Source organism: Zhenhengia sp., assembly GCF_046966505.1.
In the GTDB taxonomy this organism is placed as follows: Bacteria; Bacillota; Clostridia; order Lachnospirales; family Cellulosilyticaceae; genus Zhenhengia; species Zhenhengia yiwuensis.
In genome coordinates this window covers 93943-120899 of record NZ_JBKVCH010000007.1, presented here as the reverse complement: position 1 = coordinate 120899, position 26957 = coordinate 93943, and the positions used below count along the sequence as shown (strand labels likewise).

General features: G+C 34.0%; 22 protein-coding genes and 1 pseudogene. 4 read left to right on the top strand and 19 right to left on the bottom strand.

Annotated features, from left to right (window positions below; genetic code table 11):
* Window positions 1-27 precede the first annotated feature (27 nt).
* The 5 genes from ACLTBU_RS09615 to ACLTBU_RS09595 form a co-directional block, all read right to left on the bottom strand.
* Complete coding sequence (locus ACLTBU_RS09615) at window positions 28-789, bottom strand: sugar phosphate isomerase/epimerase family protein (protein ID WP_412218696.1); 762 nt, start codon at window positions 787-789, stop codon at window positions 28-30.
* A gap of 148 nt (window positions 790-937) precedes the next feature.
* Window positions 938-1489, bottom strand: coding sequence for a DUF3793 family protein (locus tag ACLTBU_RS09610; protein ID WP_412218695.1), 552 nt, complete (start codon window positions 1487-1489; stop codon window positions 938-940).
* 141 nt (window positions 1490-1630) lie between these two features.
* Window positions 1631-2119: a CarD family transcriptional regulator gene (locus tag ACLTBU_RS09605; protein WP_412218694.1), complete on the bottom strand. Its 489-nt coding sequence runs from the start codon at window positions 2117-2119 to the stop codon at window positions 1631-1633.
* Between the two features lie 75 nt (window positions 2120-2194).
* Complete coding sequence (locus ACLTBU_RS09600) at window positions 2195-2392, bottom strand: cold shock domain-containing protein (protein ID WP_177669087.1); 198 nt, start codon at window positions 2390-2392, stop codon at window positions 2195-2197.
* Window positions 2393-2650: 258 nt separating this feature from the next.
* Entirely contained in the window at window positions 2651-2932 is a 282-nt protein-coding gene (locus ACLTBU_RS09595; RefSeq protein ID WP_412218693.1) for an EAL domain-containing protein, read from the bottom strand.
* A gap of 149 nt (window positions 2933-3081) precedes the next feature.
* On the opposite strand from ACLTBU_RS09595, the gene tnpA reads away from it, so the two are divergent.
* The 3 genes from tnpA to tnpC all read left to right on the top strand — a co-directional run bounded on the left by tnpA (window position 3082) and on the right by tnpC (window position 5441).
* Window positions 3082-3453, top strand: coding sequence for an IS66 family insertion sequence element accessory protein TnpA (gene tnpA, locus ACLTBU_RS09590; RefSeq protein ID WP_320651288.1), 372 nt, complete (start codon window positions 3082-3084; stop codon window positions 3451-3453).
* On the top strand, window positions 3447-3800 hold the full coding sequence (gene tnpB, locus ACLTBU_RS09585) for an IS66 family insertion sequence element accessory protein TnpB (protein ID WP_320651289.1): 354 nt from the start codon (window positions 3447-3449) through the stop codon (window positions 3798-3800). The genes tnpA and tnpB overlap by 7 nt, the downstream gene beginning before the upstream one ends.
* A 108-nt stretch (window positions 3801-3908) precedes the next feature.
* Window positions 3909-5441 (top strand): IS66 family transposase, encoded by a 1533-nt coding sequence (tnpC, locus tag ACLTBU_RS09580; RefSeq protein ID WP_412218692.1) that lies wholly within the window; start codon window positions 3909-3911, stop codon window positions 5439-5441.
* A gap of 76 nt (window positions 5442-5517) precedes the next feature.
* Here the strand turns inward: tnpC and ACLTBU_RS09575 are convergent.
* From ACLTBU_RS09575 to ACLTBU_RS09545, 7 genes and pseudogenes are all read right to left on the bottom strand, one after another.
* A pseudogene (locus ACLTBU_RS09575) lies at window positions 5518-6534 on the bottom strand (diguanylate cyclase domain-containing protein); the annotation flags it as partial.
* Window positions 6535-8647: 2113 nt separating this feature from the next.
* Window positions 8648-9019 carry a hypothetical protein gene (locus ACLTBU_RS09570; RefSeq protein ID WP_412218691.1) on the bottom strand — a complete coding sequence of 124 codons (372 nt, stop codon included), beginning with the start codon at window positions 9017-9019 and terminating at the stop codon, window positions 8648-8650.
* Between the two features lie 584 nt (window positions 9020-9603).
* Window positions 9604-10146 carry a hypothetical protein gene (locus tag ACLTBU_RS09565; RefSeq protein WP_412218690.1) on the bottom strand — a complete coding sequence of 181 codons (543 nt, stop codon included), beginning with the start codon at window positions 10144-10146 and terminating at the stop codon, window positions 9604-9606.
* 78 nt (window positions 10147-10224) lie between these two features.
* Window positions 10225-10959 carry a tyrosine-type recombinase/integrase gene (locus ACLTBU_RS09560; protein ID WP_412218689.1) on the bottom strand — a complete coding sequence of 245 codons (735 nt, stop codon included), beginning with the start codon at window positions 10957-10959 and terminating at the stop codon, window positions 10225-10227.
* A 300-nt stretch (window positions 10960-11259) separates the two neighbouring features.
* Window positions 11260-14283, bottom strand: coding sequence for a type I restriction endonuclease subunit R (locus tag ACLTBU_RS09555; protein WP_412218687.1), 3024 nt, complete (start codon window positions 14281-14283; stop codon window positions 11260-11262).
* 10 nt (window positions 14284-14293) lie between these two features.
* The gene (locus ACLTBU_RS09550; RefSeq protein ID WP_412218685.1) at window positions 14294-15529 is read right to left on the bottom strand and encodes a restriction endonuclease subunit S; all 1236 of its coding nucleotides are present in this window, start codon (window positions 15527-15529) and stop codon (window positions 14294-14296) included.
* Entirely contained in the window at window positions 15519-17012 is a 1494-nt protein-coding gene (locus tag ACLTBU_RS09545; protein ID WP_412218684.1) for a type I restriction-modification system subunit M, read from the bottom strand. The genes ACLTBU_RS09550 and ACLTBU_RS09545 overlap by 11 nt, the downstream gene beginning before the upstream one ends.
* A 141-nt stretch (window positions 17013-17153) precedes the next feature.
* Between ACLTBU_RS09545 and ACLTBU_RS09540 the strand changes: the two genes are divergently transcribed.
* Entirely contained in the window at window positions 17154-18134 is a 981-nt protein-coding gene (locus ACLTBU_RS09540) for an Abi family protein (RefSeq protein ID WP_412218683.1), read from the top strand.
* 520 nt (window positions 18135-18654) lie between these two features.
* On the opposite strand, the gene ACLTBU_RS09535 is transcribed toward ACLTBU_RS09540, so the two are convergent.
* The 7 genes from ACLTBU_RS09535 to ACLTBU_RS09505 all read right to left on the bottom strand — a co-directional run bounded on the left by ACLTBU_RS09535 (window position 18655) and on the right by ACLTBU_RS09505 (window position 26946).
* Window positions 18655-19323 (bottom strand): M14 family metallopeptidase, encoded by a 669-nt coding sequence (locus tag ACLTBU_RS09535; protein ID WP_412218681.1) that lies wholly within the window; start codon window positions 19321-19323, stop codon window positions 18655-18657.
* 20 nt (window positions 19324-19343) lie between these two features.
* Window positions 19344-19403: a hypothetical protein gene (locus ACLTBU_RS09530; RefSeq protein ID WP_249332243.1), complete on the bottom strand. Its 60-nt coding sequence runs from the start codon at window positions 19401-19403 to the stop codon at window positions 19344-19346.
* 169 nt (window positions 19404-19572) lie between these two features.
* Entirely contained in the window at window positions 19573-20046 is a 474-nt protein-coding gene (locus tag ACLTBU_RS09525) for a hypothetical protein (protein ID WP_249332143.1), read from the bottom strand.
* Window positions 20047-20861: 815 nt separating this feature from the next.
* A complete protein-coding gene (locus ACLTBU_RS09520; RefSeq protein ID WP_249332144.1) occupies window positions 20862-21755 on the bottom strand; it encodes a carbohydrate ABC transporter permease in 894 nt (297 codons plus the stop codon).
* 11 nt (window positions 21756-21766) lie between these two features.
* Entirely contained in the window at window positions 21767-22732 is a 966-nt protein-coding gene (locus ACLTBU_RS09515; RefSeq protein WP_249332145.1) for an ABC transporter permease, read from the bottom strand.
* Window positions 22733-22888: 156 nt separating this feature from the next.
* Window positions 22889-24610, bottom strand: coding sequence for a hypothetical protein (locus ACLTBU_RS09510; RefSeq protein WP_249332146.1), 1722 nt, complete (start codon window positions 24608-24610; stop codon window positions 22889-22891).
* 377 nt (window positions 24611-24987) lie between these two features.
* On the bottom strand, window positions 24988-26946 hold the full coding sequence (locus ACLTBU_RS09505) for a heparinase II/III family protein (protein WP_412218680.1): 1959 nt from the start codon (window positions 26944-26946) through the stop codon (window positions 24988-24990).
* Window positions 26947-26957: the final 11 nt, after the last annotated feature.

The window sequence follows — 26957 nt, the reverse complement described above, 5'->3', positions numbered from 1 at the left end:
CTTTGTTTTCTATCCTATTAGCCAAAACTAAAAGTTATGCCTTTCCTTCATCCAGTTTAAGGAGTCTATAAGCTGATTTTTATCTGCTATCTCTAAGGTTCCTGTAGACTTTGGCGCTACCTGTCTAATATGCTCTAAAGTGGTTTGCATATTAAGAGTCCCCTTATGCACTGCATGATGCAAATCTTTATTTCCATCATTATTATGAATATGGACATGCCCGATGCGGCTACCTAAACCATTTACCCATTCATCTATAGACTTAGAAGAATAAGCATTCACATGGCCTACATCTAAACATGCTGTAAAGGCCTTATGCCCTACTTCATCAATGACTTTTGCCATAGGCCAGTATGCTTCCTCATAAACATTTTCAAGATGGACTTTGATACTTTCATCTTTATCGCTCATAAATGCTTTCCAAAATGCAATGGAATTGCCTAGCCAGCCCTCTATATAATAAGTAATCGGAATAAAACCTGTATGGTACACAATTCTCTTTGCCCCCAACTGCTTGGCTATTTCATAGGCCGTTTCAAAACGCTCCATCGTTACCCTCTTAATTTGTGAATCAAAACTGGCTGGCGATAAGTCAAAGAAAGGGCCATGCAGAGAGAGTTCCCTCTCTTTTAGAAATCTTCCTAGACGCTTTTCATATTTTTTAAGTTCTGTCTGGGCATTATCGAGTACATCTGAAATACTAAAATGTATGATTTCTATTCCTACATCATATTGCTCCAGTATTTCTATCATTTGACTTTCTTCTAATAAATCTGATATATAGATCATCTTTCTCCTCCAATGTGTTTCTCTCTTTAATAAAGTATAGAACGCTTAACCACTTTATGCAAAAAGCACTTGATAGAGGTATAGTTTTCCTCCATCAAGCGCTTTTAATAGGATTTATCTTCTTCTGAAATCTATGTCTTTACTCATCTTAGAGCTGCACAACAAGCTTTTCAATACTACGACCTTCTTTTAATTTTTTACGATATATCATTGTACATTTTTTGTATTTTTGAAAAGTCTTTTCAGCTTCTTTCTCATTATTATAAACTTTCCAATATCCTATACATTTACAATTCTGTCCTTTATTTTCAATGAAGCCTTTTACATCTTCAATAGGATAACCTAAAAATATCCCAATCTCATGTGGAAAGGTTTCATATCTTCGTAACCTCTCACTAAGCCTCTTAATACAAGCATCCGGATAACAATTCCTATAACCTTGTTCTTTTAAAAAACTTTGAACTTCTTCTACGCCTATGTCCTTTGCTAATTTTTCAGGTCTAAAAACATAAATTAATGCTCGATCTTTCATAACTGTCAAAAGGGACATATAAACCCCTTTACAATTCAAAATACTATTCCATTCCTTAATAGCTGCTTTAATACAGCAAAGCGATTCACACTTGCAATTAAAAAGACTTCCCGTTTTCATCCCTGCTAGAGTTGGTGCACAATGGGTTACAAGTAATTCCTCAGACATATTTCCACCTCGCCTTTTTGATAATTCTTATCATTTAAGGATATAATAGCTTATTCACAGCCATCTGTCAATAATTTTGATAACAACTCTCATTTACTAAAACGGTATCTATCCTATCAAACGAAGTTTCTGGAAATACTCCTACTCTCTTTCTAACAATTTATTTACAATACACTCCGCTTCTTCCAGAGAGATATGCTTGATGATGGACAACTCATCTAGTAGAAGTCTTCTTGCCTTCATTAAAATAGTTCGTTCAATGCTACTAAGTGATTTAGTATACTCCATACAAGTTAGATCTCTAACAACTTCACTGCAGCTGATAAAAGAACCAGACGAAAGCTTCTCTTGATTTTGCTTCGTCCTTTGTCTCGCATCAACAGAATAATCAAGTTCTACTTCTTTCTTATATAAAATAGCCTGTACTTTATCAGCTTCTTCTTGATTATTTACTTTTCTAAAACCAGATTGATCAATTCTTTCTGTAGGAATCATGATCACAAGGCCTGGCTCTTTCATCTGTATAATAACATATTCCCTTGTTTCACCAAGCATCGTCCTTCTTTCTATGGCTTCAATCACACCGCTTCCTCTTAAAGGACAAAAAACGATTTCACCAATTTCAAACATCCCTTCACCTCCAACAGTTTTGATTGGATTATAAAAAAACAGGCAGAACTACTGTCCTACCTGCTAGTCACTCCATTATGCTCTTGTAACGTTCTCTGCTTGTTCTCCACGAGCACCTTTTGTCATATCAAAGTTTACTTTTTGTCCTTCTTCAAGTGTTTTAAAACCATCACCTTGGATAGCTGAGAAGTGTACGAATACATCACTTCCATTATCTCTTTGAATAAAACCAAAACCTTTTTCTGCGTTAAACCATTTAACTGTACCTGTCATTTATGGTACCTCCTAATTATGAATTTTTTGCATATGCATTAAACAAAAAAATTCACACGTAATTACAAATCATATACGCATCGCTCTATATCATTTCTAATTACATGTGAAATCTATAAATGTTTATTGTATATACTTAAGATTATACGCTCTTTTTTAGTTTTAGTCAATCCTATCTTTTCTATACCCGAATTTTAAATTATTTACTTATGATATAGAAAATCTATATCATAAGTAAATAAAGTGTCATTGATTTTATTATCTTTTATATTTCTTATTTAGATCTAATATTTCTTGAACCAAATCTTTCCTTATTTGAGATGGCTTAGCTTCAGGTTTATTTAGATAATAGCCTTGCACATAATCTACTCTAAGCTCTATTAGCTTTTCTAATTCTTCTTTTGTTTCTATTCCTTCTGCTATTACTTTGATGTCTCTTTTTCTTGTATAAGCAATAAGATTTTTTATAATATCTTGTCTATTTAGATCTTTGTGTATGTCTTTTATAATTTCCTTATCAATCTTTACAAAGTCTGGCATAGTTTCTAATAATATGGTTTCATTGTTAGTAAGCGGTTAATAACTGAGTATATTTCCATACTTCCTTATTAATGAGATAATTACTCCAAGACATTCATTGTTTTGGAGTCTTTTACTCTAACTCTATTTGAAATAAGGAGGTACTCTTATTGAGAAAGACCAGTCAAGAAAAAATAAATCTTTGGACATCACGTATTATGGAGTGTCGTAAAAGTGGTCTTCCTGATACGAGATGGTGTAAAGAGAATGGTATTGCACCGAGCTCTCTATACTATTGGATCAACAAACTTCGTATGGAGGCTACAGAAATACCCTTAGGTCATTACGATCATTCTATTCCTGTAAAACAAGACGTTGTACCACTTCGTGTAATAAATGATACACATCTTCCTAAACTTCATGAAACCTCTCCCTCTACAGCTATTATCATCAAGTTAGAAGGTATAGCTTTAGAGATTCAATCCGGTGCAGACGAAGCCACTATAACACATACCATCAATGCACTACGGCATTTATGTTAGGTAATATCTCAAACGTACAATCCATCTTTATTGTGTGCGGTTATACAGATATGAGAAAATCAATCGATGGACTTGTTGCGATTATTAAAGATACCTATGATTTAAACCCTTTTGATAATAGTCTCTTCTTATTTTGTGGTAGACGAGGAGATCGGTTAAAAGCAATCCATTGGGAACAAGATGGATTTGTACTTATGTATAAACGTCTAGAAGGTGGTAGATTTCAATGGCCCCGTTCTAAAGAAGAAGTTAGAGATATTACTTGGCAAGAGTTCAGATGGCTTATGGAAGGTCTTTCAATAGATCAACCAAAGGCTCTTAAAAAGGTATCACAACGAGATGTATAGTACCTCTAAAACCTTTGTAAATAAAGGGTTTAGAGGTACATTTAAGTAGAAATTATTGTCGAAACATGGTATAATCATTGTAATACTTATAGGGAGCTTTATACCATAATGACACAAGAAGAATATATTAAACAACTTGAAAATACAGTTGAATCTCTAACTTCACAAATAGAAAATTTAACAGAAACAGTTCATTATCTGACTCAGAAACTCTTTGGACAATCGAGTGAAAAAACTAAGATTGATGTACAAGGGCAACTTGGTCTTTTTGACGAAGCTGAGGTTTATTCTGATTCAAACGCTCCAGAACCAACCTATAAAGATGTTGCTGGATATGAACGTAAAAAAGGTAAAACAACGCGTGAAGTATTAACAAAAAACTTAGAAATCATTGAAGTACCTTGTACACTACATGAGGATGAGAAAAATTGTCCTTGGTGCAATACAGGGCTTAAACCTATAGGCAAAGAACAAGTTCGTGAAGAGATTCAATTCATTCCAGCTCAAGTAAAACTTATTCGATATATACGTTATGCGTATGAGTGTCCTACATGTAAAGAAGATGGCTATGCTGTTATTTCTAAAGCAGCTACGCCATCACCAGTCATGAGACATAGTCTTGCATCACCTTCATCTGTAGCTCATGTTATGTATCAGAAATATGTCAATGCAATGCCACTATATAGACAAGAAAAAGAATGGGAACAATACGGAATTAAACTTAGTCGTGCAACACTTGCCAACTGGGTTATTCGTTGTGCCCAAGATTGGCTTGTACCGATTACAAAAGCATTGCACAAAGAACTTCTTAAACGTGAAGTGTTACATGCTGATGAAACCACAGTACAAGTATTAAATGAACCCGATAAGAAAGCAACAACTGACTCTTACATGTGGCTGTATCGCACAGGTAATGATGGGAAAGCACCTATTGTCTTATATGATTATCAATCATCTAGATCAGGAGAAAATCCTAAAAACTACCTGGCGGGCTTTGAAGGGTACCTACATACCGATGGTTATAATGGGTATGAAAAAGTACAAGCTATTAAGCGCTGTGGCTGTTGGGCTCACCTAAGACGATATTTTGTAGAAGCCATTCCTACCACTCCTTCTAAAGATGGTAAACTTTCTAATGGTGAGATTGGTAGAGATTACTGTAATAAACTATTTGAGATAGAAAGAAAGTTGACCGATTTATCTCCAGCAGAACGTAAAAAGGCACGCCTTGAATTGGAAAAACCAGTTTTAGAGGCTTTTTGGTGTTGGATTCATTCACTCCAACCCTTAAATGGATCAAGACTTGGAAAAGCTGTAACTTATGCTAAAAATCAACAGAAATATATGGAGACCTATTTACTAGATGGTAGATGTTCTATTTCGAACAATCTAGCTGAGAATAGTATCAGACCCTTTACAGTTGGCCGAAAGAACTGGGAATTCTCTGCTAGTACTAAAGGTGCTGCTGCAAGTGCAACAGTATACAGTCTTGTAGAAACAGCGAAAGCCAATGGACTTAATGTTTATAAGTATCTCCAATATTTATTACAATATATGCCGGATGTTGATTACAAAAATAATCCTGAAGAACTAGAGGAACTAATGCCTTGGGCACCAGAGATTCAAAATAACTGCAAATAATAAATCGTACAACTAGAGTGAAATGCTCCAACTCTAATTGTACGATTTTTATTTTTGGACACCTTCTAATTAATCGCTTACCATTGTTATATCCTGAGCCAAAATCATCTATGGCCATTTTCATATTACATTTTTCAATTTGCTTTCTCTTTTCTAATATATGAGTTGAATCAGCTTGTTCATTTTCAAGCAATTCTACAACGACTCGAGTAAAATATATTCCATATTTATCTATAAGCTCATTGAGATCTTCCTCACACAGTACATAGTTAGGCAAAGAATTAATAAATATCTTTGTATCTCCCAACGCTTCCTTTTGACCTTCTACTGCTTCAAATCCTTTAAACCATGTCAGTCTTTCCATTTCATATAACTTTGATTCCGAAGCTGCAATAGCTAATATTTGATACAGACTTCTCAAACTCTCTAGCTTAGAACGCATAAGCATTTCATAAGCATATACTTCTCCATTATGTGCATCTACTATCGGATGAAATACATAATAGATAAGTTCTTCTTCTATCAGCTTATTTAGATCTTCTTTCTTGTTAATTAAAAAGGCTTTGTCATCATATTCTTTTTTATCAAATTCCGCTATACTTCCTTTTATGGTATGCTTTATTTTATACATAGCAAAATCTGCATATTTCACTAAATCATCATACTGATCTGTGTCATCAGGGTACCATGCAATACCTGCAGATGCTCTTATTTTAATCTGATTATAAGAGTAAGGTAAATCAAAAATGGTATTCTTCATCGTATTCTGTATTTCTCTTACCCTATCTATTATTTCAGATTTACTATTATAGTCATACATGAACACTAAAAATTCATCTCCTGATATTCTTGCAACGACTGCATTGGATCCCTCTAGTTTTTTAAGTATACTAGCAGCTTGGCTAATATACTTATCTCCATATTCATGGCCATAGGTGTCATTTACAAATTTAAGGTTATCTAAATCCCACATAATCGCTGCAGCAAGGCCAATATCCTTAGACTTAAGCTTCTCTGTGACTATTCTTCTAAATGCCCTTCTATTTAAAAGTTGGGTAAGACTATCATGGTCCCTATCGTATTCTATTTTCATCTTTTCTAAAATATCTTGAGTTACATCTGTAATAACACCCAATGTGCCAATCTCTTCTTCTTGAATGGTTAACTTAATCCATCTATCTTCCTGATTTTCTTTCTTAATGATATATACATCTTCTTCTTTCTCGTATTTATTTTTCATAACTTCTGCAAGGATTACTTGAAAACTTTCTAGGTCTATATACTCCGCTTTTTCATGTACTCCTCCTATTCCTAATATATGAAAAAATCTACTCGTGCAATATACTTCTTTTTCATTTTTCTTATGCTTAAATGCACCAATAGGCATGTTTAAAGTATTTATAATTTTATCTAACTTTGAGGATTCATAGGCTACATTTTCACTTAAACTTGTAATGGCTAAAGATAAATCATCTATCTCGGATATATTTATTTTTTCTAGTTTCAAGGGTTCCCTTGGATTACTTTGTTTAACTTTTTCTGCTAAACATCTTATTGGCTTTGTTACATTTCTTGCTATGATATAAGCTATTCCTATAGATACTAAACTCGAAATGAATGTAATGAGCAGAAAGCAATTTTTATTTCTATATAGATGCAAGAATAGCTCATCCTCTCCTATTGAGGATACTACATACCATTTTTCATCTGAAACTCTATTATGTCCCTTATAAAGATTAAGTTCTTTTTTAAAAATATAAACTTCCTTCTTTTTTTCTATCTCATTTGTTAACTTATAAATATTATCAGAAACTTTCGTTGCTTTCGTTTCTATATTTTTATATTTATCGAATATTCCTTTATCTCTATTCGTATTGCTTTCATATAATCCACTCTTTTCCACCACTATACTATACGTATTAGGTTGATTATTTTCATCATCCTCAAAAATATTATTAATATAATGGGAGTCAATCCCTATACCTAATACACCATATGGATCTCCTTTATGGTTTAGGAGGGGAATAGAATATGTGATAACTTTATTATTCTCATGAGTGATTATAGAGGGCTTACCCCAGTATCCTAAATCTTCACTTTCTATACCGTTCCCTTTTCTCGCTTCATTCATTGGCTTATAGAAAAAATCATTATTAGAATCCTCTTCAGTAAACTTGTATTGGCTTTCCCACTGGCTATTCGTCTTTATTCCTAAAGTATTAACAATGTTTATGGGGCCTCTTTCTAAATATAAGTCTGAATTGTTTTCTGATTTAACTGTTGGATCAGTATCCTTAATATAAATGCCTTCTTTCTTGGCAAACGTTGAATTTTCTTGCCCTTCTTCTTTTGTATCGAATACGATAAAAGTATCCGTTGTGTAACTTTCTGTGGCTAAATTTAAGATATGTTTTGAAATATATGTTAATATTTCGTTTGATAAATCAACGTTACGATTTAATTCACTTGTGGATAATCCTTTCTCCTCAAGTTTATTTAATATACGCCTATTAATATTTTTTGTTTCCCTATTTATACTACTCCAATTTTGTAACATTTGATCTTGAATATACCTATGTTTATCATTCCCACTCTCTCTAAAACTGTTAATTCGATTCTCCTTCATGGCTGGTATCATTCCTGTACCTAAAATCATTACTATAAACAAAATTACCTGTAGCAAAAGAGGGATTGTTACTGCCACTACTACTTTTTTTATTATTGAATTTTTATTCATATTCTTGCTCCTTCATTAGCTTATATACCTCCGATGAATCAATCTATGTTTTCTTATTCTTCTTTATAATAAAATCAATCTAATAGTGAATATAACCCTTACTGTCACTACATTATATGCTGGTTGAACCCTATCTGCAAACCATTAGCTCCATTGATATCAAATCTTATCTTTATAGGCTTTATTAATTATAGCGTAGGACAATTAGATGTTACAAGTTATCCTCTAATTATTTCTCTTTTCTCAATTCTCGGGCTGTAAATGCTTCAATTTATTTTCAAAATAGCCCATATAGTCATACCAAGAGATCTTGAAAGAAATCCTATTCTCATTCTTTCCTCTCGTTTCAGGTGATGAGCAAGATTTACTTCCCTCCTCTCACTAACGCTCTGTTTCTATCAATGGATATAGCCTTTTTGCTTTTCTTAATTTTTATTCTGAAATCATCCTTCCACCTTTAATAGAGTGCTTATGATTGATCTCTTTGAGCGATTTCTTTTTCGATCAGTGCCTTAGAAATATACATTACACTTATGATTGGTGAAAATCGCTTAAACTGAGTCGTTCCCTCATCATACTTACTCTGAGCTTTTTCCGTTTTATTAATAATTGAAATGACAGGTGGCAATGCCTTTTCTAGCTCATCTTTGGTATATACCTGCATGCTTTCATCCTTTTCTATTAGACATTTAGAAATTTTCAACGCTTTAATTCTATTTCTCAAAAGGGAAAACTGCGATGTACCTTCTTTAAATTTTGGCTGTATCTTTTCACATCTACTGATGGTTGAAGATACAACTTTTAATGCATTTTGTAATTCTTCTTGTGAATAATTTTTCATATAAAACTCCTTCTCAAATCCTAATTTATCTTACAATAGAATTATATAACATGAATGCAGGTTGGATACATAGCAAATTGCCGAAGACGTGCTCCATAAATATCTTTCGTTACAACTAATCATAATGTTTTTCTAGATTTTAATAAATAATTTTCTAATAATACTTCTATCCTATCCTGAAATTTTCTAAAAACCTTAGACACTACTAATAGAGTTCTGCTCCATTGATTCTCTACATTTATTTAGGTGGCCCTTTTGACATTGTAGAGACAACGACTAATAAAAACTCTCTTCATAATTCATCGCAAAACAAAAAGCGTTACAACCCTTGAAAACCAAGTAATTGTAACGCTTTATTCATTGCAACTGATAGGGTTCGAACCTTCGGTGCACTGTTTAGGAAATCTGCTGAATTGTCATATAGATTTTATTTAGCGAAGGCTCTACCCCTGATTATCAATAGCTATAGCTTCTTGATTTTTGACTAAGTAGCTTTATTTTTGGATTTTGACGATAATTTAACGTCGTAGTCGTAGAAACTAATTAAAACTATCTATAACTAACTAAAACACTCTTCTCATGTATTATCTTATTTGCCAAAGAATTAAATCAACCTTTTTTACGTCTGTAATATTAGCGTTAGGGTATTTATCATTGAATAGACTTAGAATTTCTTTTGCTTCTTGTGTATGTAAGAATTCTTCATACCACTTACTAATTTCATCATATAGAATAATTATTTTCTCCATCCTTCTTTTATCATTTGTATAAGGTGCTTTTAAGCCTAAATTTTGTAGTACAAACGAGTCCCAAACTGGTTTATGAGGTGCTACTGTTGCAAATAATTTACTACTAAAAGATGCCTCAAATCTCCCTGTCTCATTATATATCTTTTCAAGAATTTCTCCAAATGAGCAACTTTTACCTTTTGACTCTTCTAATATTAAATAGTATGCTTGATAAAACTCTTGCTTTCTCTGTCTTATGCGATAGAATCCATTAAATAGTTTTTGAAACTCTTGATCTTTAGAGACGTCCGTTGAATTTAACTGTTCCATTATAACTTTATACTTATGTAATCCTGGTTCTAATTTTATTAGTGCTTCATTTACTTGTTGTATATCCATAATTCCCCCTAAACTATTTATATGATTATTTCTTATTATATCATCATCTAGGATTTTAAAAAGCTCTTAACATAAGCATCATCCGATACCTATATCAAGAGCTTCAAAAATACCTTTATCCAATTTGTCAGCAGCTTCTTTTTCAACCTTCTCTGTAACATGTGAGTAAATGTCCATCGTAGTCGAAATAGATGCATGACCTAGCCTTTGTTGAGCTACTTTGATGTATACGCCATATTCAAGCATCAACGTCGCATTGGTATGATGCAAATCATGTAATCTGATCTGCTTTAACCCTATTCTTTCAATCAACCTTCTAAACTTTTGGCTTAATGTATCTGGATTGATACATTTTCCATCATCCCAACATACTACTAAGCCATTATCTTCAAACTGCTCACCCATCTTTAACTTATTAGTAAGATAACGTTTTCTTTCCACTTGTAATAGCTTTAGTAAGGTAAATGGCAATTTAACCTCTCTGTTACTTGTATCTGTTTTTGGGTCTTTAAAGATGATTTCCTTACCTACCTTAACCATGTTCCTTCTAATGCATACTTTACCTTTTTCTAGGTCAACATCTTGCCATCTGAGTACAAGTACTTCACCTCTTCTTAGCCCTAGTCCTACTAATAATGCAATAGGTACTTCCATATCAGTATCAATCACATTTTCAAGTAATATTTGTACTTCTTCTGGTGTGTAAACCTCTGCTTGATACTTCTTTGTCTTTGGCACTTCTACATGCTTTACTGGATTCTTTTTAATCAAGTCCATCTTTACTGCTTGCCCCAATGCCCCTAGTAAGTTCATATGTATATTCTTTATGCTTTTTGCTGATAATAGTTTATCTGATATTTGAAAATAGTTTCTTCTTTGCTTTTCTCAGCCTTTTTACCTACTGGTTATTTATCTCCATTTTTGCTAGTATTTGCCCTAGCCTTCGATTTACATTCATCTTGAATTGTATCTTCACTCCTTTTCCTATTTTTAAGCATAAAAATAATGACTACTTACTGGTAAGTGATGATTATTTCTCACTCTTAGTAAGTAGCCATTTTATTATCCAAAGTTATTATATATACTTAGTTTCCTTTTTATTTCATTTTCAGGTTACCTATGATTCGTACACTGAAGCTTCGCCTGTTCCAGCACATCTTCAATTGCTTTATCACTTTTATTTGGTGGGTAGTCGTATTTTTTAAGAAGTCGTTTAATCTCTCTTCTCATCTTAGCTTGTGCTTGTGCTTTCTCGTACCAAGCATGAGTCATGTTCTCTTTGATAGTCTTTGTAAGTTCCTTAGCTATCTTAATAAGTATTTCACTATCCATCTGTTTAATCACATCTGGGTCTGCTGTCAGTACATCAAAGAATGCTTTTTCTTCATAACTTAACTCCATTTGTGTTCCTTCTTGGATAGCATCCATTAAGGCTTCTTTGAATTTAAGAAGTTCTTCAAGCACTTTGAATACATCTTCTTCATCATTTCTATTATTGTATTTATCAATGATTTTTTGAAGCTTCTCTGAGAATTCCCTACTCTTTACAAGGTTAACCTTTTTAATGGCATTAACCTTGTCTTTCATCACTCGCATAAGGATATTAGCTGCAATATTCTTTTGTGGTAATGCATGGAGCTTACGGATATTTTCCTCTGTCAATAAGTCAAAGCTTTCTTTACTTCCTGCTTCTGTGAGTACAAGTACCTCATCTTCCAAGATAGCTTCCTCTAACATCTTAGAAATACGACTATTTACCTCTTTAAGGTCAGGAACTCCTTGCTTAGTTGTCTTCATGATAAACGACCTGACTGCAACAAAGAATGATACTTCATCTTTTTCCATCTTAGTCAGCAAACTTGCACAAATCTTGAATATATCCTTAAGCTTCTTGGTTTGAGTCATAAATGTATTTTTACGTCCTTCTGTTGCTTGAATATACTCAGCTCCATTACGGATAAGGTCATAACGTTTTTTATCACTATCACCAAAGAAATCTGTATAGTCAAAATAGTAAAATACATCTCTAAGTGTTTCCATCAAGTTAAGAGCAATGTTCTTAGCTTCCTCATTTTCCTGTACCTTATCTTGGTCACGATTGGTATAGGTTTTAAGTGCATCAAAAAGCTCTTTCTTAATACCTATGTAGTCTACAACAAGTCCACCTGTTTTGCCTGGATAAACTCTATTAACTCTTGCTATAGCTTGCATTAAGTTATGTGCTTTCATTGGTTTATCAATGTACATGGTATCTAGTGATGGTACATCAAACCCTGTAAGCCACATATCTACAACAATAACAATTTTGAACTCACTATGGATATCCCTAAACTCTTGCTCGTACTGCTTTTGAGTAGCTTTATTACCAATGAGCTTTGCCATTTCTTCTGGGTCACTATTGTTAGATGTCATAACCATCTTAACTTTATTCATCCATTCTGGTCTTTGAGCAATCATTTCTTGATACATAGCATAAGCTGCTTTTCTTGAATATGCCACCACCATTGCTTTACCTGCTACAAGATTTTCTCTTTCCTCATAGTGTTCAATCATATCTGCAACTACTGCGTGGATTCGGTCATGGTCACAGATGATTTGCTCCATGCGACTGAGTTGCTTTTGACTCTCATTAACCACATAGTCTTCTACACCTTCATGAACCTGCATATGCCAGTATTCTTTATCTATTTCTTCAAGCTTATGTTCATCAAGCTTCACACGAGCAAGTCTTGATTCATAATAAATCTTAACCGTAGCACCATCTTCTACTGCTTGGGTCATGTCGTACACATCTATTAAGTCACCAAACACACCATAGGTTGATTTATCTGTTGTTTCAATAGGTGTTCCTGTAAAGGCAATATAGGTGGCATTTGGTAATGATTCTCTTAGATACTTAGCATAGCCATACTTCATTTCTCCACTTTCAAGGTCAAACTTACCTTCAATACCATATTGGGTTCTATGAGCTTCATCTACAAGGACGATGATATTTTGTCTGTCTGAAAGAAGCCCTGTTTCTTCTACAAACTTTTGGATAGTAGAAAAGACAACTCCACCTGTCTTTCTACCTCCTAAAAACTCTTTCACCTCTGAACGTGATTCCATCTGTACAGGTTCTTGTCTTAGGAAATCTTGTGCACTACAAAACGTAGCAAAGAGCTGACCATCTAGGTCATTTCTATCTGTAATGACCAAAATAGTTGGATTATTAAGTGCTTTACTTTTTACAAGGTTCCCTGCAAGGAAAGTCATAGAAAAACTCTTACCACTACCTTGCGTATGCCATACTACCCCTGCTCGTCCATCATTTTTAACAGCATGAATACAACTTGCTATCGCTTTAGTCATTCCGTAGTATTGATGGTACTGAGCCATAATTTTAGCTTTATTGGTAAATAGAATAAAGTCTTTGATGATGCTTAAGAACCTTTCTTTATCAAACATACCATACATGAGTGTATCAAGATTCATGGTGTCTACATTAGACACTTCATCTTCTGCCTCAATTTTCTTCCAACTCATAAATCTATCGTAAGAAGCTGTAATGGTACCTGCTTTTGTACTTACGCCATCACTAATGACTAAAAAGGCATTGTAATAAAATAATGATGGAATATGAACTTCTTTGTAGTTCATGAGCTGATTGTAAGCATCTTCAATGGTGACTTCTTCACGAGATGTGCTTTTAAGTTCCATCACAACAAGAGGTATACCATTCACATAAACAAACACATCTGGTCGCTTCTTGGTCCCATCTTCTGTCACTTCTAATTGATTGACTACAAGCCAATCATTGTTACTAGGGCTATCAAAGTCTATTAACTTAATGGTATGGTATACTACTTCACTATCTACAAAATCACTTACTTCTACGCCTTCTACTAAGTACTTATGAAAAAGTTTATTGTTCGTAAAAACATCGTTAGTCTCAAAATGACGTATCTTACGAATAGCTTCTTTGATAGCTGATAATTGGACACTTGGGTTAATACACATAAGCGAATCTTCTAGTCTATCAAATAGTAAAACTTCTTTGTCTTCTTTTGTAAGCTGACTTCCATGAATGTAGGTATAGTCTAGTTCTTGTAAGTATTCCATGACTACATTTTCAAAATTCCCCTCTGTAAAAGCCATAACTCCCTCCTTAGTTTTGTAAATCTGTTACTCTTATTTCTCCTGACATAAGTTTAGGTAATAAAATATCTCTCATTTCCTTTAATTTTTCATTCTCTATAGCATTACTCCTATATTGATTAAATACACTAGTCAATAAATCATTAAATTTTTCTATAATTATTGCCTGTGCAATGACAATGTTTACAGACTTAAGATTAGCTTGATTAATTTTGGGTTGTACTGCCCCTGTAACGATAGATCGCATGTTGGTGTTTTTTACAAGGATATATATATGTTCTTCACTATATCCATTTTTCCCTTTTACAATATGTGCATGATTATTTACCCAAAACTTATCCCATACATACTGTACTAACGGATATCCATCGGCATCAACAACATTTGCTCCATCTTCACTAATAAGTACATAAATCCCATCAAAAAGGTAATTTTCTACATAATCCACTAAAGATGCTGCTCCGTAATAAGGATAGTTTTTAGCCATATTAGCTCGTTGTCTAGATGATAAGGGTTTTCTTTTTGCATCATAAATTTCAATTATGTCATCTAGGTATCCAACTTTCCATCCTTTAGGTATCATCCCTAACTCACTATCAACCATTTCTCCACCACTTGATTTGTAAGGTTCTCCATCTTCATTAGGAAATTCAAAATCTACAAACCATCTTTTAAATAAAGCCTGTGCCATTTCTTCTAAGGTCTTATTCATTTGATTATTAAGCTCTATTTTTTCATCTAGGGATGAAAGTATATTAACCAAAAAGTCTTGTTGCTCTCTTGGTGGCAAATTAATCTTCATACTAGCATAGGTCTTGGCATTAATGTTCCCCCTAGTACTTCCAGTAGAGAATGAATTTACCCAGTGATTATACTCTTCAGACAATGTATAGTATCTCATATAACGGGGATTTACTTTTTCGCTATTTAAGCTAAACTTAATCAGGAATCCAGCATATACTAGTTCTCCATCTTTTCCATCATAAAAATAGCTTTTACCTGTACTATTTCCTGTTCTCGCAAATACAATATCATTAGACTTTAATAAATATTTTTCTGCTTCACTATCATCAACTGACTTTAGTCCCTCTCTATTTAAAGTACCATCATCATTAATATCAGTAATTCTCAAATACGTATATAGTTCCTTAGAGTATTCTACAGCCGATGCACCTATTCCATAACTACCTTTACCATCTATAGATATATCCTTTAGTTCTACTTCTATCCATTCACTAGAACTCATATCCAATGCCTCCAAGTTGCTTTCTTATTTCATCTTCAAGCTCTTTGGACTTTTGGAACTGCTTAGCGAGTTCTGTAGTCAGCCTATCCATCTTTTCTTCGAATGGTTCTCCATCATCTTCTACTTCTTCTATGCCTACATAGCGCCCTGGTGTAAGGATATAATCATGTTCCTTGATTTCATCTAGTGTTGCTGCTTTACAGAAGCCTTGTACATCTTCATAACCTGTACCATGTTTATAGTTGATGTAAGTATCAGCTATCTTTCTAATATCTTCATCACTTAGCTCACGAAGTCTACGTGTTACCATCTCCCCTTGCTTACGTGCATCAATGAAGAGTGTTTGTCCTTTATGTTTCTTATCTCTATTGAGGAACCAAATACATACTGGAATACCTGTTGTGTAGAATAACTTATCTGGTAAAGCTACGATACAGTCTACTAAGTCTGCATTAATAAAGTTTTTACGAATTTCTCCTTCATTAGATGTATTACTTGAAAGTGAACCATTAGCTAAAACCACTGCTGCAATACCTGTTTGACTTAATTTATCAACCATGTGTGAAAGCCATGCATAGTTGGCATTACCTGTTGGTGGTACACCCCATTTCCATCTAGGGTCATCTTGAAGTGATGCTCCACCCCAGTCACTATCATTAAATGGTGGGTTTGCGAGCACGAAGTCTGCTTTAAGTGTTTTGTGTAAATCATCATGGAATGTATCTGCATTCTTACTTCCTAAGTTATTTTCAATTCCTCTGATAGCAAGGTTCATCTTAGCAAGTTTCCATGTTGTTGGGTTAGACTCTTGTCCATATACTGAGATATCAAAGGTATTCCCACTATGTTCTTGTAAGAACTTCTGAGATTGTACAAACATGCCACCACTACCACAAGCAGGGTCATACACATAGCCCTTGTATGGCTCCACCATTTCTACCATAAGTTTAACGATACATTTTGGTGTGTAGAATTCTCCACCACCTTTACCTTCATTAGCTGCAAATTTACCTAAGAAGTATTCGTATACTCGTCCTAATACATCTTTTTCTCTGGCTTCTTCGCCACCTACATTAATATTAGTAAAGAGGTCAATGATTTCTCCAAGTATTCTCTTATCAAGTTCTGGTCTTGAATAGTTCTTAGGAAGTACACCTCTTAAACTATCATTTTCCTTTTCAATCGCATCAAGAGCCGTATCTACTACTTGTCCAATTTCTGCTTGCTTTGAATGTTCAGCAATATAATTCCAACGTGCATTTTCTGGAACCCAGAATACACCTTCTGCTAAGTATTCATCCCTATCCTCTGCAAAATCTGGGTCTTCTTTAAGTAATTGGTCATATTTTTCTTTGAAAGTATCTGATACATATTTAAGGAATATAAGTCCCAATATAACATGTTTATATTCTGCTGCATCCATATTATTACGAAGCTTATCAGCAGCTTCCCATAGTTTTTCTTCGAATCCAATAGTTGCCATTTGTTTCTCTCCTTACTTTCTCTTATGATTGCTTTTATTTTACCCCTATTATGCTATCCTGTCCATTTAACACTGTAAAATCTATACACAAACATACATTGATGGTATAATATTTTTATTATTTTTAAAGGTAGGTTAAAGATGGGAAGAAAAGTTAAAAGTATAGATGGATTAATGAAGCATCTACGAGATACACATCACATTAATATAAATGGCAGTTCTCAAAAACAAAAATTAAGAAACATTGGTTATTATCATGGCTACAAGGGATACCGTTATTTTAAATCGCCACAAAACAAATTAGCCTATACAGATTTCAATCAAATCCTAGCAGTAAATGAATTTGATATGTCTCTTAAAGCGATGTTCTATCCTAAAATCATGTTAATTGAAACAGCTCTAAAGAACTATACTTTAGAGGTTATACTTTCTGAAGTAAAAACAGACTCTTTTAATGATGTATTTACAAAAGTTCTTACCCACTATAAATCATTTCCACATGGTTCTGATAAATATAAGAATGCACTGAAGAAGCGATTAGACCTTCGTAATAAAATTTATAGTACCTTATCTCGTGACTATAAAAATAAACTTGTTATTCAACATTTCTATCATCAAGATAAAAATGTTCCTATATGGGCTATATTCGAAGTACTTACCCTTGGGGAATTTGGTAATTTTATTTCATGCCTTGAACAGCCTACCAGAAAACTAATTTCCCAATCACTAGGTATCAACCAAAGCTTCGATACAAACTCTACTTTACCTGGTAGTATCATCTATACCCTCAAAGACCTGCGCAATGCTGTAGCACATAATGACGTTATATTTGATACAAGATTTAATACAAGTAGCATCAATTCTACCCTATGTTCTGCATTATCTAATGACGGTCAAATTAGTGCTATAAATTTTAAAACGATAACTGATTACGTTATTTTAATATGCTTTATTCTCAAACAATTAAATATATCAAAAAAAGATATTATTAGTATGATAAATATGTTTATTGATATTACGGAAACTTTACGTAACAAAGTGCCATTTAGTATGTACTCTAAAATCATTTATACAGATACTTCAACTAAGTTATCTTTATTAAAAAACTACATCAAAGCATAAATTGTTTGCATATTGAACATACTAGATGTATAATATAATTAGTGAATAGCGGTGGATGTCTGCGGACTACACCTAAGGGAGATGGATGCGTCCATCTCCCTTTTTAATTTACCCTTTTCACCTTCTCAACTTCATCTATTATTAATCAACTGAATTATCCTATTCTTATTGAACTACAAAGGATTTTAACTTTACCATGTGACGTCCCTACGTCGCCGTAGAGACGACGACTAACTGAAAAAAGACGACATTATTAACTACTAATTGAAACTTCCCTGATAATTCACCCTAAAACAAAAATCCCTACAACCCTTTAAAAATCAAGTAATTGTAAGGCTTTATTTATTGCACCTGATAGGATTTGCCCCTTCGCCGAACAGTTTAGGAAACCGTAAAAAATATTTTTTATAAGATATGGAAAAGTACTTGTTTTTCTATAAACTTATTATTTACAAGAACCTAATCCACTTTTTTAGATTTCGATTATTTATATTAGCTTTATCTTTTTCTTATCCTCTGATCAGTACGCACCATAAGCAATTAATGGGTCTCCTTTTTTTATTCCAAGTGCTGTCGTATGATATAAAACTTCACCACCAATTTCTAATAAAAGTGCTGGAATACCTTTTTGAGTGGCATAACTATAAAGTCCATTTTTGGCTGTAGAACTTACACGATAAGTCACCGGCAAATAACTTGCTGCCCCCCGTGATATTTCATTTACAAGACTTTTTGCTGCTACTGGAAAGAATACTAAGGGTTCCATTGCTTCATTACAATCTCCACCATGTAAATCAATAAGAAAATCAGCATGAGGATAAATCTCTTTTTCAATGACATAGGCGATTCTCTGTGTCAGCGTTCCATCTGATTTCCCTGGAAATACACGATTCAAATTCTCTCCATCTTCTGGCACAATTTGTTTAGCACCTTCATAAAAACCATACTGATTCACTAGTGGCAATAGGATAACTTGCCCCTTCATTTCCCTAGGGTTAAGGCTTTTCCATAGCTTACGAGCGGTTTGCACGCCTACATATTCACATCCATGGACTCCCGCAGTAATCACTAAAGTTTTCCCTTCCTCCTCTCCACATATCCCATATATCGGTATACTATAATGATCTGTAACCTTTAACTCTCCTTGCCATTTTTGACCTTTTTCTATTAAGGTATTGCCTAATTTCATACTCATATTTCTCCTTTACTTTAAAAATCAATAAGCATAGTTCTAGAAACAATGGCTCTTGCTATGCAGACTCTTTGCATCTGCCCACCTGAAAGTTCATGGGGATGCATTCCATTAAAGAGTCCTCTAATCCAACCTTAATTAATAAATCTTCTATTTCTGCTTTCATATCTAAAGTTTTTCATATTGTCTACTCCAATCTATTGGATAGCCTTTTGACCTATATTCCTTCCTAATAAACTGTATGTATTATATAACAACTGGAATACCACTAGGGTAATCCCCCAGCCATGAACATGGAAAGTATCCTCTCTTGTAAATACTTAATAGCCTAGTAAAAAAGCCCTCTTTATTTAATATCACTTCAATACATGCCCATGCTATATCCCTCTTGACAAAGTCCATAATCTCATTTTCCAATCCACATTCTTCTTTTAAATTATATTTTTCTATAAATATACTGTATCTATCCCAAAGTTTATCCCCAATAGCTCTTGAAATATTTAAAAAAATTTCATCTATTTGTGCATCCCCTAACACTTCTTGAGCTTCTTTTTCCAAAAGACAGACTTGGGGCTCCCATGTCTTAAACATTTGTTGGCTCCAACCATCATAAGCCTCAAAGATAGAATATATCACATGATACTCTTCAGTCGGTGTTCCACTCTTTTCAAACCAATTGATTCGAGAAAGCTGATTTAAAAAATTACTAATATCACTCATATTTATCTCCTGTATCTCCATAAATCCAAATTTATCTGCTTCCTATACTATCTATTTTATCATAATCCTCTATAAACTCTTATGTTTATATCTAATATTTTCCTTAAATCAAACCCTATTTTCCCTGTGTAGTACAGTCCATAGCTCTTTAATATCCTATCCTCATTCTTTTCATAAATAACCTATACATCCTTAAATTTCTTCCAATTCGTCCATCTTCAACAGTTATAAATACATCATCCTCAATTAATCCATCTAAAATGTTAGCTATCCTTATATCCATTTTGCATTAAGATAAATGTAATTGTGCTTACTAGCCCCTTATTTGTTACTCCTTTTCGAGTTTTCGAGTTTTTGAGTATAAAAAGAGTTCATACCTAATGATATGAACTCTTTTTTGTATAGTTACTTGTATTCCATTATTAATTTCCATAATTTTAGACCTGAAAATAGCCAGTGCCTTAAGGCTAAATATAATGGACAGATTCTATCCCCCAAAGACGGACACTGACTAGGAACAATAATATTACTTTATTTGAACAATTTATAGGTCTTGTCGAGTGGAAATTCCTTCAGAAATGTACTATTAAACAGAGTACAGATTTAAACCCTAAGTACTTAACAAATAGGATTTACTTCCCTGCATGTGAACATAATAGCTTAAGGCACCTAAATCAAAGTATTTATCCCAGTCATAGAAAACTTATTAAAACAGTTATTGAAAAGCTTACAAAGGATGAGTACCTTGCAAAGCTTGATACAACATGACATAAGTCTATCCAATCCTATTGGAATGAAACACTAATGATCAAATATTATTCTTTTACTGCACCAATCGTAATTCCTGAAATAAAATATTTCTGGAAAAATGGATAAACAATAAGAATAGGCACCGTAACAGCCATAGTCGTTGCTGCTTTTAGATTCTCCCCTGATATTGCTCTTGCAGCTGCTTCTGCTTGACTTACATTTTGAATTCTTGAAAATGCCTCTGCCTCTAACAATATTCTTCTTAAGTAAACCTGTAAAGTATCCCATGCACCTGATGGATTATAAATCAAAACATCAAACCATGAGTTCCAGTGTCCTACTGCTAAATATACTGCAATAGCGGCAAATACTGGCTTACAGATAGGAAGTACAAGCCTTACATAAATCCCTAGTTCATGACACCCATCAATTCTTGCAGCTTCAAATAAAGACGCTGGGATATTTTGTATGTAAGAAGCAATCAGTAACATATAATAGGCACTACATAATCCTGGTAAGATATAAATCCAAAATGTATTATTTAATTTTAAAGAAATCATTAATAAATAAAATGGAATAAGTCCACCACTAAAATACATAGTGAAAATGTATACACGCCTTAAGAATGTTCTCCCTTTAAATTGCTTAATTGTGGTCACATAGGCAAGTAACCCGGTACAAAATAGTGTAGAAGCTGTTCCTACTACTACTCTTAGTACAGATACACCCAGTCCTCTTAACATCTTTGTATCTGAAAATAACTCTTTATAGGCATCCAGTGTTACTTTTTCTGGCCATAAAAATGCACTTCCAATGGTTTGATAGCTTGTATCTGTTATAGAGATTACAAATTGATCCCACAATGGATACAACATCATAATTGTAAAAGTAATCAAGAAAATATGGTTAACTACATCAAATAACTTTGTGTATTTGGTCTCTTTCCAATATTTTTCCATTCTATGCCTCCCTACATTACGGATATATCCATCTTTTTCTTAGCTAAATGGTTGACTCCAAATACAAGTACAACTGATATAAGTCCCTTCATTAATCCTACAGCTGTTCCATATGCATAACGTCCTTGTTGGATACCATACTTATATGCATATGTATCAATAACCTCATAGTACTCACGTGTTTGTGCTGTACCAATAAGAAGTTGTTGCTCAAATCCTGCATTTAGGATGCCACCTATGCCTAAAATCCATAACAGAATAATTGTTGGCGCAATACATGGTATGGTAATATAACGTATCATACCAAATCTTCCAAGTCCATCAACTGCACCCGCTTCATATAATTCCTTATCTATTCCAGAAATAGCTGATAAGTAAATAATAGAAGACCACCCTATACTCTTCCAAATATTAGCTGATGTCAATATAGCCCAGAAATACTTTCCTTCATTTAAATAATTAATCGGCTCATCTAATAGCCCTAAGCCTACTAATATATTGTTCAACAACCCTTCTGTCCCCAAAATAGAGAAAAGTATACTCGCTACTACCACCCATGAAATAAAGTGTGGAACATAGGAAATTGTTTGGTAGAATTTCTGCGCATGTTTGTTCCTTACTTCATTTAAAAGTATGGCAAGGATAATAGGGGCTGGAAATCCTATTACAATATTTAATCCACTAATTACAAGTGTGTTTCTCATAATCATTCCAAAATCAGGAGATGAAAAAAAGTCTATAAAATTCTTAAACCCTGCCCAATCTACATCCACAAACATAGATTTACCTGGCATATAGTTTTGAAATGAGATAATTAACCCATACATTGGGAAATATGCAAAAATAGCAACCCATATTAATAATATTGCCGTTATAATCCATAACTGCTTTTGTGATTTAAACTCTCTTTTAATCGCTTTTAAATTCCATTTTTGTTTTTGTTGTAAAAAGTCAGCTTGTTCATATTCTTGATTCATCTCATCTCTCCTTTTATAAAATCCCTAACTTCAGATTAATGTACACAGCTCATTTAAATAGAATTTTTTCTATGCTCAAAACTCTTGTTGTGTATATATAACCTAGTGATTATACCTAAATAAATGTAGGTATAATCACTAGGTCTAGCTAGCTTTTTAATTTTCCCACTGCTCTAAGTTCTTCTTATACTCTTGTGAATAGTAAGCTTCAACCTCTTGCATTCCTGCTTTATTTGCTTTTTCTCTTGTCTCCATATAAATAGCTTCACATTCTTCTTCTGTCTTTGCAAAAATTGCTCTAGACCATCCACTGCTTACAATATCAATACATCTTTGTCTTGTATCCGTTAGTGGATCAAAAGGATCAAATACAACTGCGCTAATAGCTGTAGCATCATACATTGTATCTTTTAATCTCTCATCCTTTAATTCTTTCCAAGGGTCTTTATTAGATTGGTTAAACCAACAATTTGTACCATCTGCTAACTTATCACTACCAAATGAAATTTGTAGTGCACACTCTCCTCCTAACTTCATGTACGGTTCGAAATCAAATGTTGGTGTTGCTGATGTAATTTGTTCTACCTTATCCGCTCTAAATGTCGCTTCTCCAGTTTCTTCGTTGAAATCCCAAATAGAATCTGGTTGATTTGGAACCCCATATCCTAAAAGCTTTGTTCCTAAATCACTATTTTCAAAATCGAACCAACGCATATAATCCTCTGGATTCTCACACTTATCTGTTAAAATAACCCGTCCCCATCCTAATGTAGAGTATCCATTATAAGTTGCTTGTTCAATGTCTGGATCCTTTACCAAGTAGTGTACATAACGCATATCTTCTGGATAAGAACCTGGTTTTTCTGCTTCCATTTTCTTCATCCAATTATCTGAAATATAATACCCTGGCTGCCACCATGGTCCAACATAGGCTGCATATCTTTCATCTGTACCTTTTTGTCCCCACTCTTCTACTGTCTGTGTAAGTGAATCTGGGTCAAGCAAACCTGCTCTTGCAAACTGGTTAATATACTTAACCACTTCTAAGCCAATATCACTATTTACCCAATGTTTAAAATCACCATTCTCAGAAATCTCGAATCCATTCTTTAAACCAAATGCTCCCCCAACATTTGTATTTAACATTTGTGAAAGTGCGGGCGCAGTCTTATAAGTTGCAAGACCATATACTTTGTGACCACTAGGTGTCTCTGGATGCTTTTCTACAATCTTCTTAATTGCATCAAAGTAACCCTGTGGTGTAGAAATATCAGGTGAGCCAATTTCCTTATACCAATCTTCTCTAATCATAGGTGCATAGTCTGCACAAGGAATAATATTATTTTGATCAATTCCGTAATATCCAGTAGATAGATTCCATAAGCGACCTTCTTCATCCTCAAATCTAGGTATGTAAGGACCAAACTTTTGCATTAAATTAGGCTGATCTTGAACGAGATCTGTTAGTTCAAGAACTTTTCCTAACTCTTTCCATTGTTCAACAGTCTGTTGACTTAGCCCCATAATAGCTTCTGGATAATCATTTGATGCCAACATTAGGTTAAGACGCTCTGATTGATCTGTATCATAAACAAATTTATTGACGACAACATTAAATTCTTCTTTTAAGTACGCATTTAATGCCTCTGTATCCTCCTTCATACTATCTGGGCTACCTTGTCCAGCATACACATTGATTACTAAAGTCTCATCTGGAACCTCCCATCCATAGGCATTGATTACAGGTTCTTTGCTACTGCTTGTATCTTTTGATGAATTAGATGCTGTCTCTTTTTCCCCTCCTTGATCGCTAGTACACCCAACCATACTCGATGCTACCATTAATGCTACTAACGTACCTGATACTATCTTTTTCATATTGTTGGCCCCCTTTAACTAAATGTACATACTTTTTTAAAATTTTCATTATTATTATATCATTTATGTGCACTTTGTAAAGTAATATTTAAAATATTTTTAATTCATAAATAAAATTAAACATATTTTAAATTATTATAGATATCTTATTGTTACATTTTTTATTCTACTATTCTTATCTCATTTTTCTTTTTAGATTATATCTTAGAAACAGTAAACCCTCTCTATATTTACATTAACGGTTAAAATATTCGTATCCCTATAGACATGATCACCTCATAATTTTTTCAACAAATGCTATACGATATCCTTCTAATAAAAAAATCTTAGTTACCCTCTTCAGAGCAACTAAGATTTCACATTTCTAAACTTTTTATTTAATAAACTATAGGATAAACCTTCTTCTCTCCATCCTTTTCATGGATAAGTGCTACTTTAGCAAAGACATCTTCGCCTTCTACTACCATGAGTCTTCTTAAGGATTCGTCATGTCTCATGACTACGGTGTAAGTCTCCTCTGGCAAAGTAATGTTGAAAGCACTGATACTTTCATTGCTTTCTAATGTCTGTCCTTGTGTACAAATAGGAACACATCTTAGGGTATGTGGCATAGGATTGTTTTGGTCTTCAAGGACGAGTACTGTTATAAGTGTAGTATTGCCTGTATTTTCTTTTTCGGTGGTTAATACGTCTAACTTTTCTAGATGATTGTAGGTTTCAGAGGAAAGCATAGAAGTCTTAGCCATATGTACCTCTGATAAGCTGTATAAAGTAGCTTTTGCCTGTTTGCCTGTAAAGAGAGCCTGTGACTTTTTAACCGTAAGTTCTCCTTTGCCAAAGTGGAAATACTGATTATAAGTATGATTTCCTTTAGCCTTAAAGGTATCTGCTATAACGACAATTTGTGGTTTAATAAAAAGCACTTTACGGCTTACATAGACACTATCCTCTAGATCCATATAGCCAAGGTGTGCCCCTTCTACATAGTCATAAAGTGGATGTGTGATGAAACTGCCTTGTACAGTTTGAGCCACCTTATCATAGCCCCATGTATCAATAAGCTGTGTGAAGGGCTTGCCATCCACCATGGTTGTATTATGGGCATGAGCCTTTTTAAGCTCATAACGCTCTTTCGTATCTGTATAAGTGTAACGGCCTGAGTCCTTTAAAATGTCCTCTCCTAAGTAGGCCACATCTACATGCAGCATATCTAAGTGTCCATGACCGCCGCCTAAAGACCCACATTTAAAATGCACATAAGTACTTGCTTCTTCCCAACCATCACGCATGCAGTAGTTCCCACTAGCTGCTAAAGCATGTGAAGGCTTATTGGGTACCTGAGCTTCTAACTGGTCATAAACCCTTACGCCTTTCATACCTATATCCCATATACTTTCAAAGTCTACCTTTTCGTAAGCTAAAGCTTTAAAGGCTGGTTCCTCATAAAGGTAAGCCCCCCTTACAAGTAAGTCTCTTACATCTATATGATCGCTATCTCCATTAGCCAGCTGGATATGATTCGGCTTTGTCATATAAAGATGTGCATACACCATCTTCTTCACGATTTCATGATAAACGTCCTCTAATACAATACCATTATTCTTTGCTGCAATGGCTACATCTAAAAGAGCACGCAGTACTTCATTATGATAAAGGCTAGACTGCTCCCAGTGGAGACCGTCTTCTAGCACCTGTAATTTAACCGCCTTTGTTAAACGCTCCTTTGCTACATGGATGTAGGTATCCTTTTCTAAGTAAAGCCCTGCTACAAAAAGTCCGTGATTCTCAATAATTCCCCAGTTACTTAATCTTCTAAAATCATCATTATGTCCTATAATATAGTGAGCATGATCCTCCATACTCTGTCTAAACAGCGCTTCTACTTCCTCATCCCAATAAGGGCTTCTATAGACAAGCTCACGTGCCTTAAGCCAGTTTTCACATCTTAAGCCCGCCTCAATGGTACGCCAAGTACTCCCATAATACTTAGGCTCACATGGATTATGGGTAATCCAGTGCTTAATAAGTCTTATGAATGTTTTCACATACTCCTCTTTTCCAGTGAGTACATAGGCCTGGGCTAAAGTAAGGAAATAACGGTTTCGATTCATAGCGTAAGTCCACTCAGGGTCATTAAAAGGTATATAGTCCCACTCTATTTCCCCTTTATTAAAGGTAACAGGCTTGTATGTTCTTTCCATTTCCCATTTACTTTGAAATAAAAAAGTATGCTCCACCACAAAATCCGCCATACAGCATGCTTCCTCTATATCGAGTTCATTATAACACTTGCAATAATCTACAATTTGATCTAAATCATCTATATATTCTCTCATATTATTTTCCC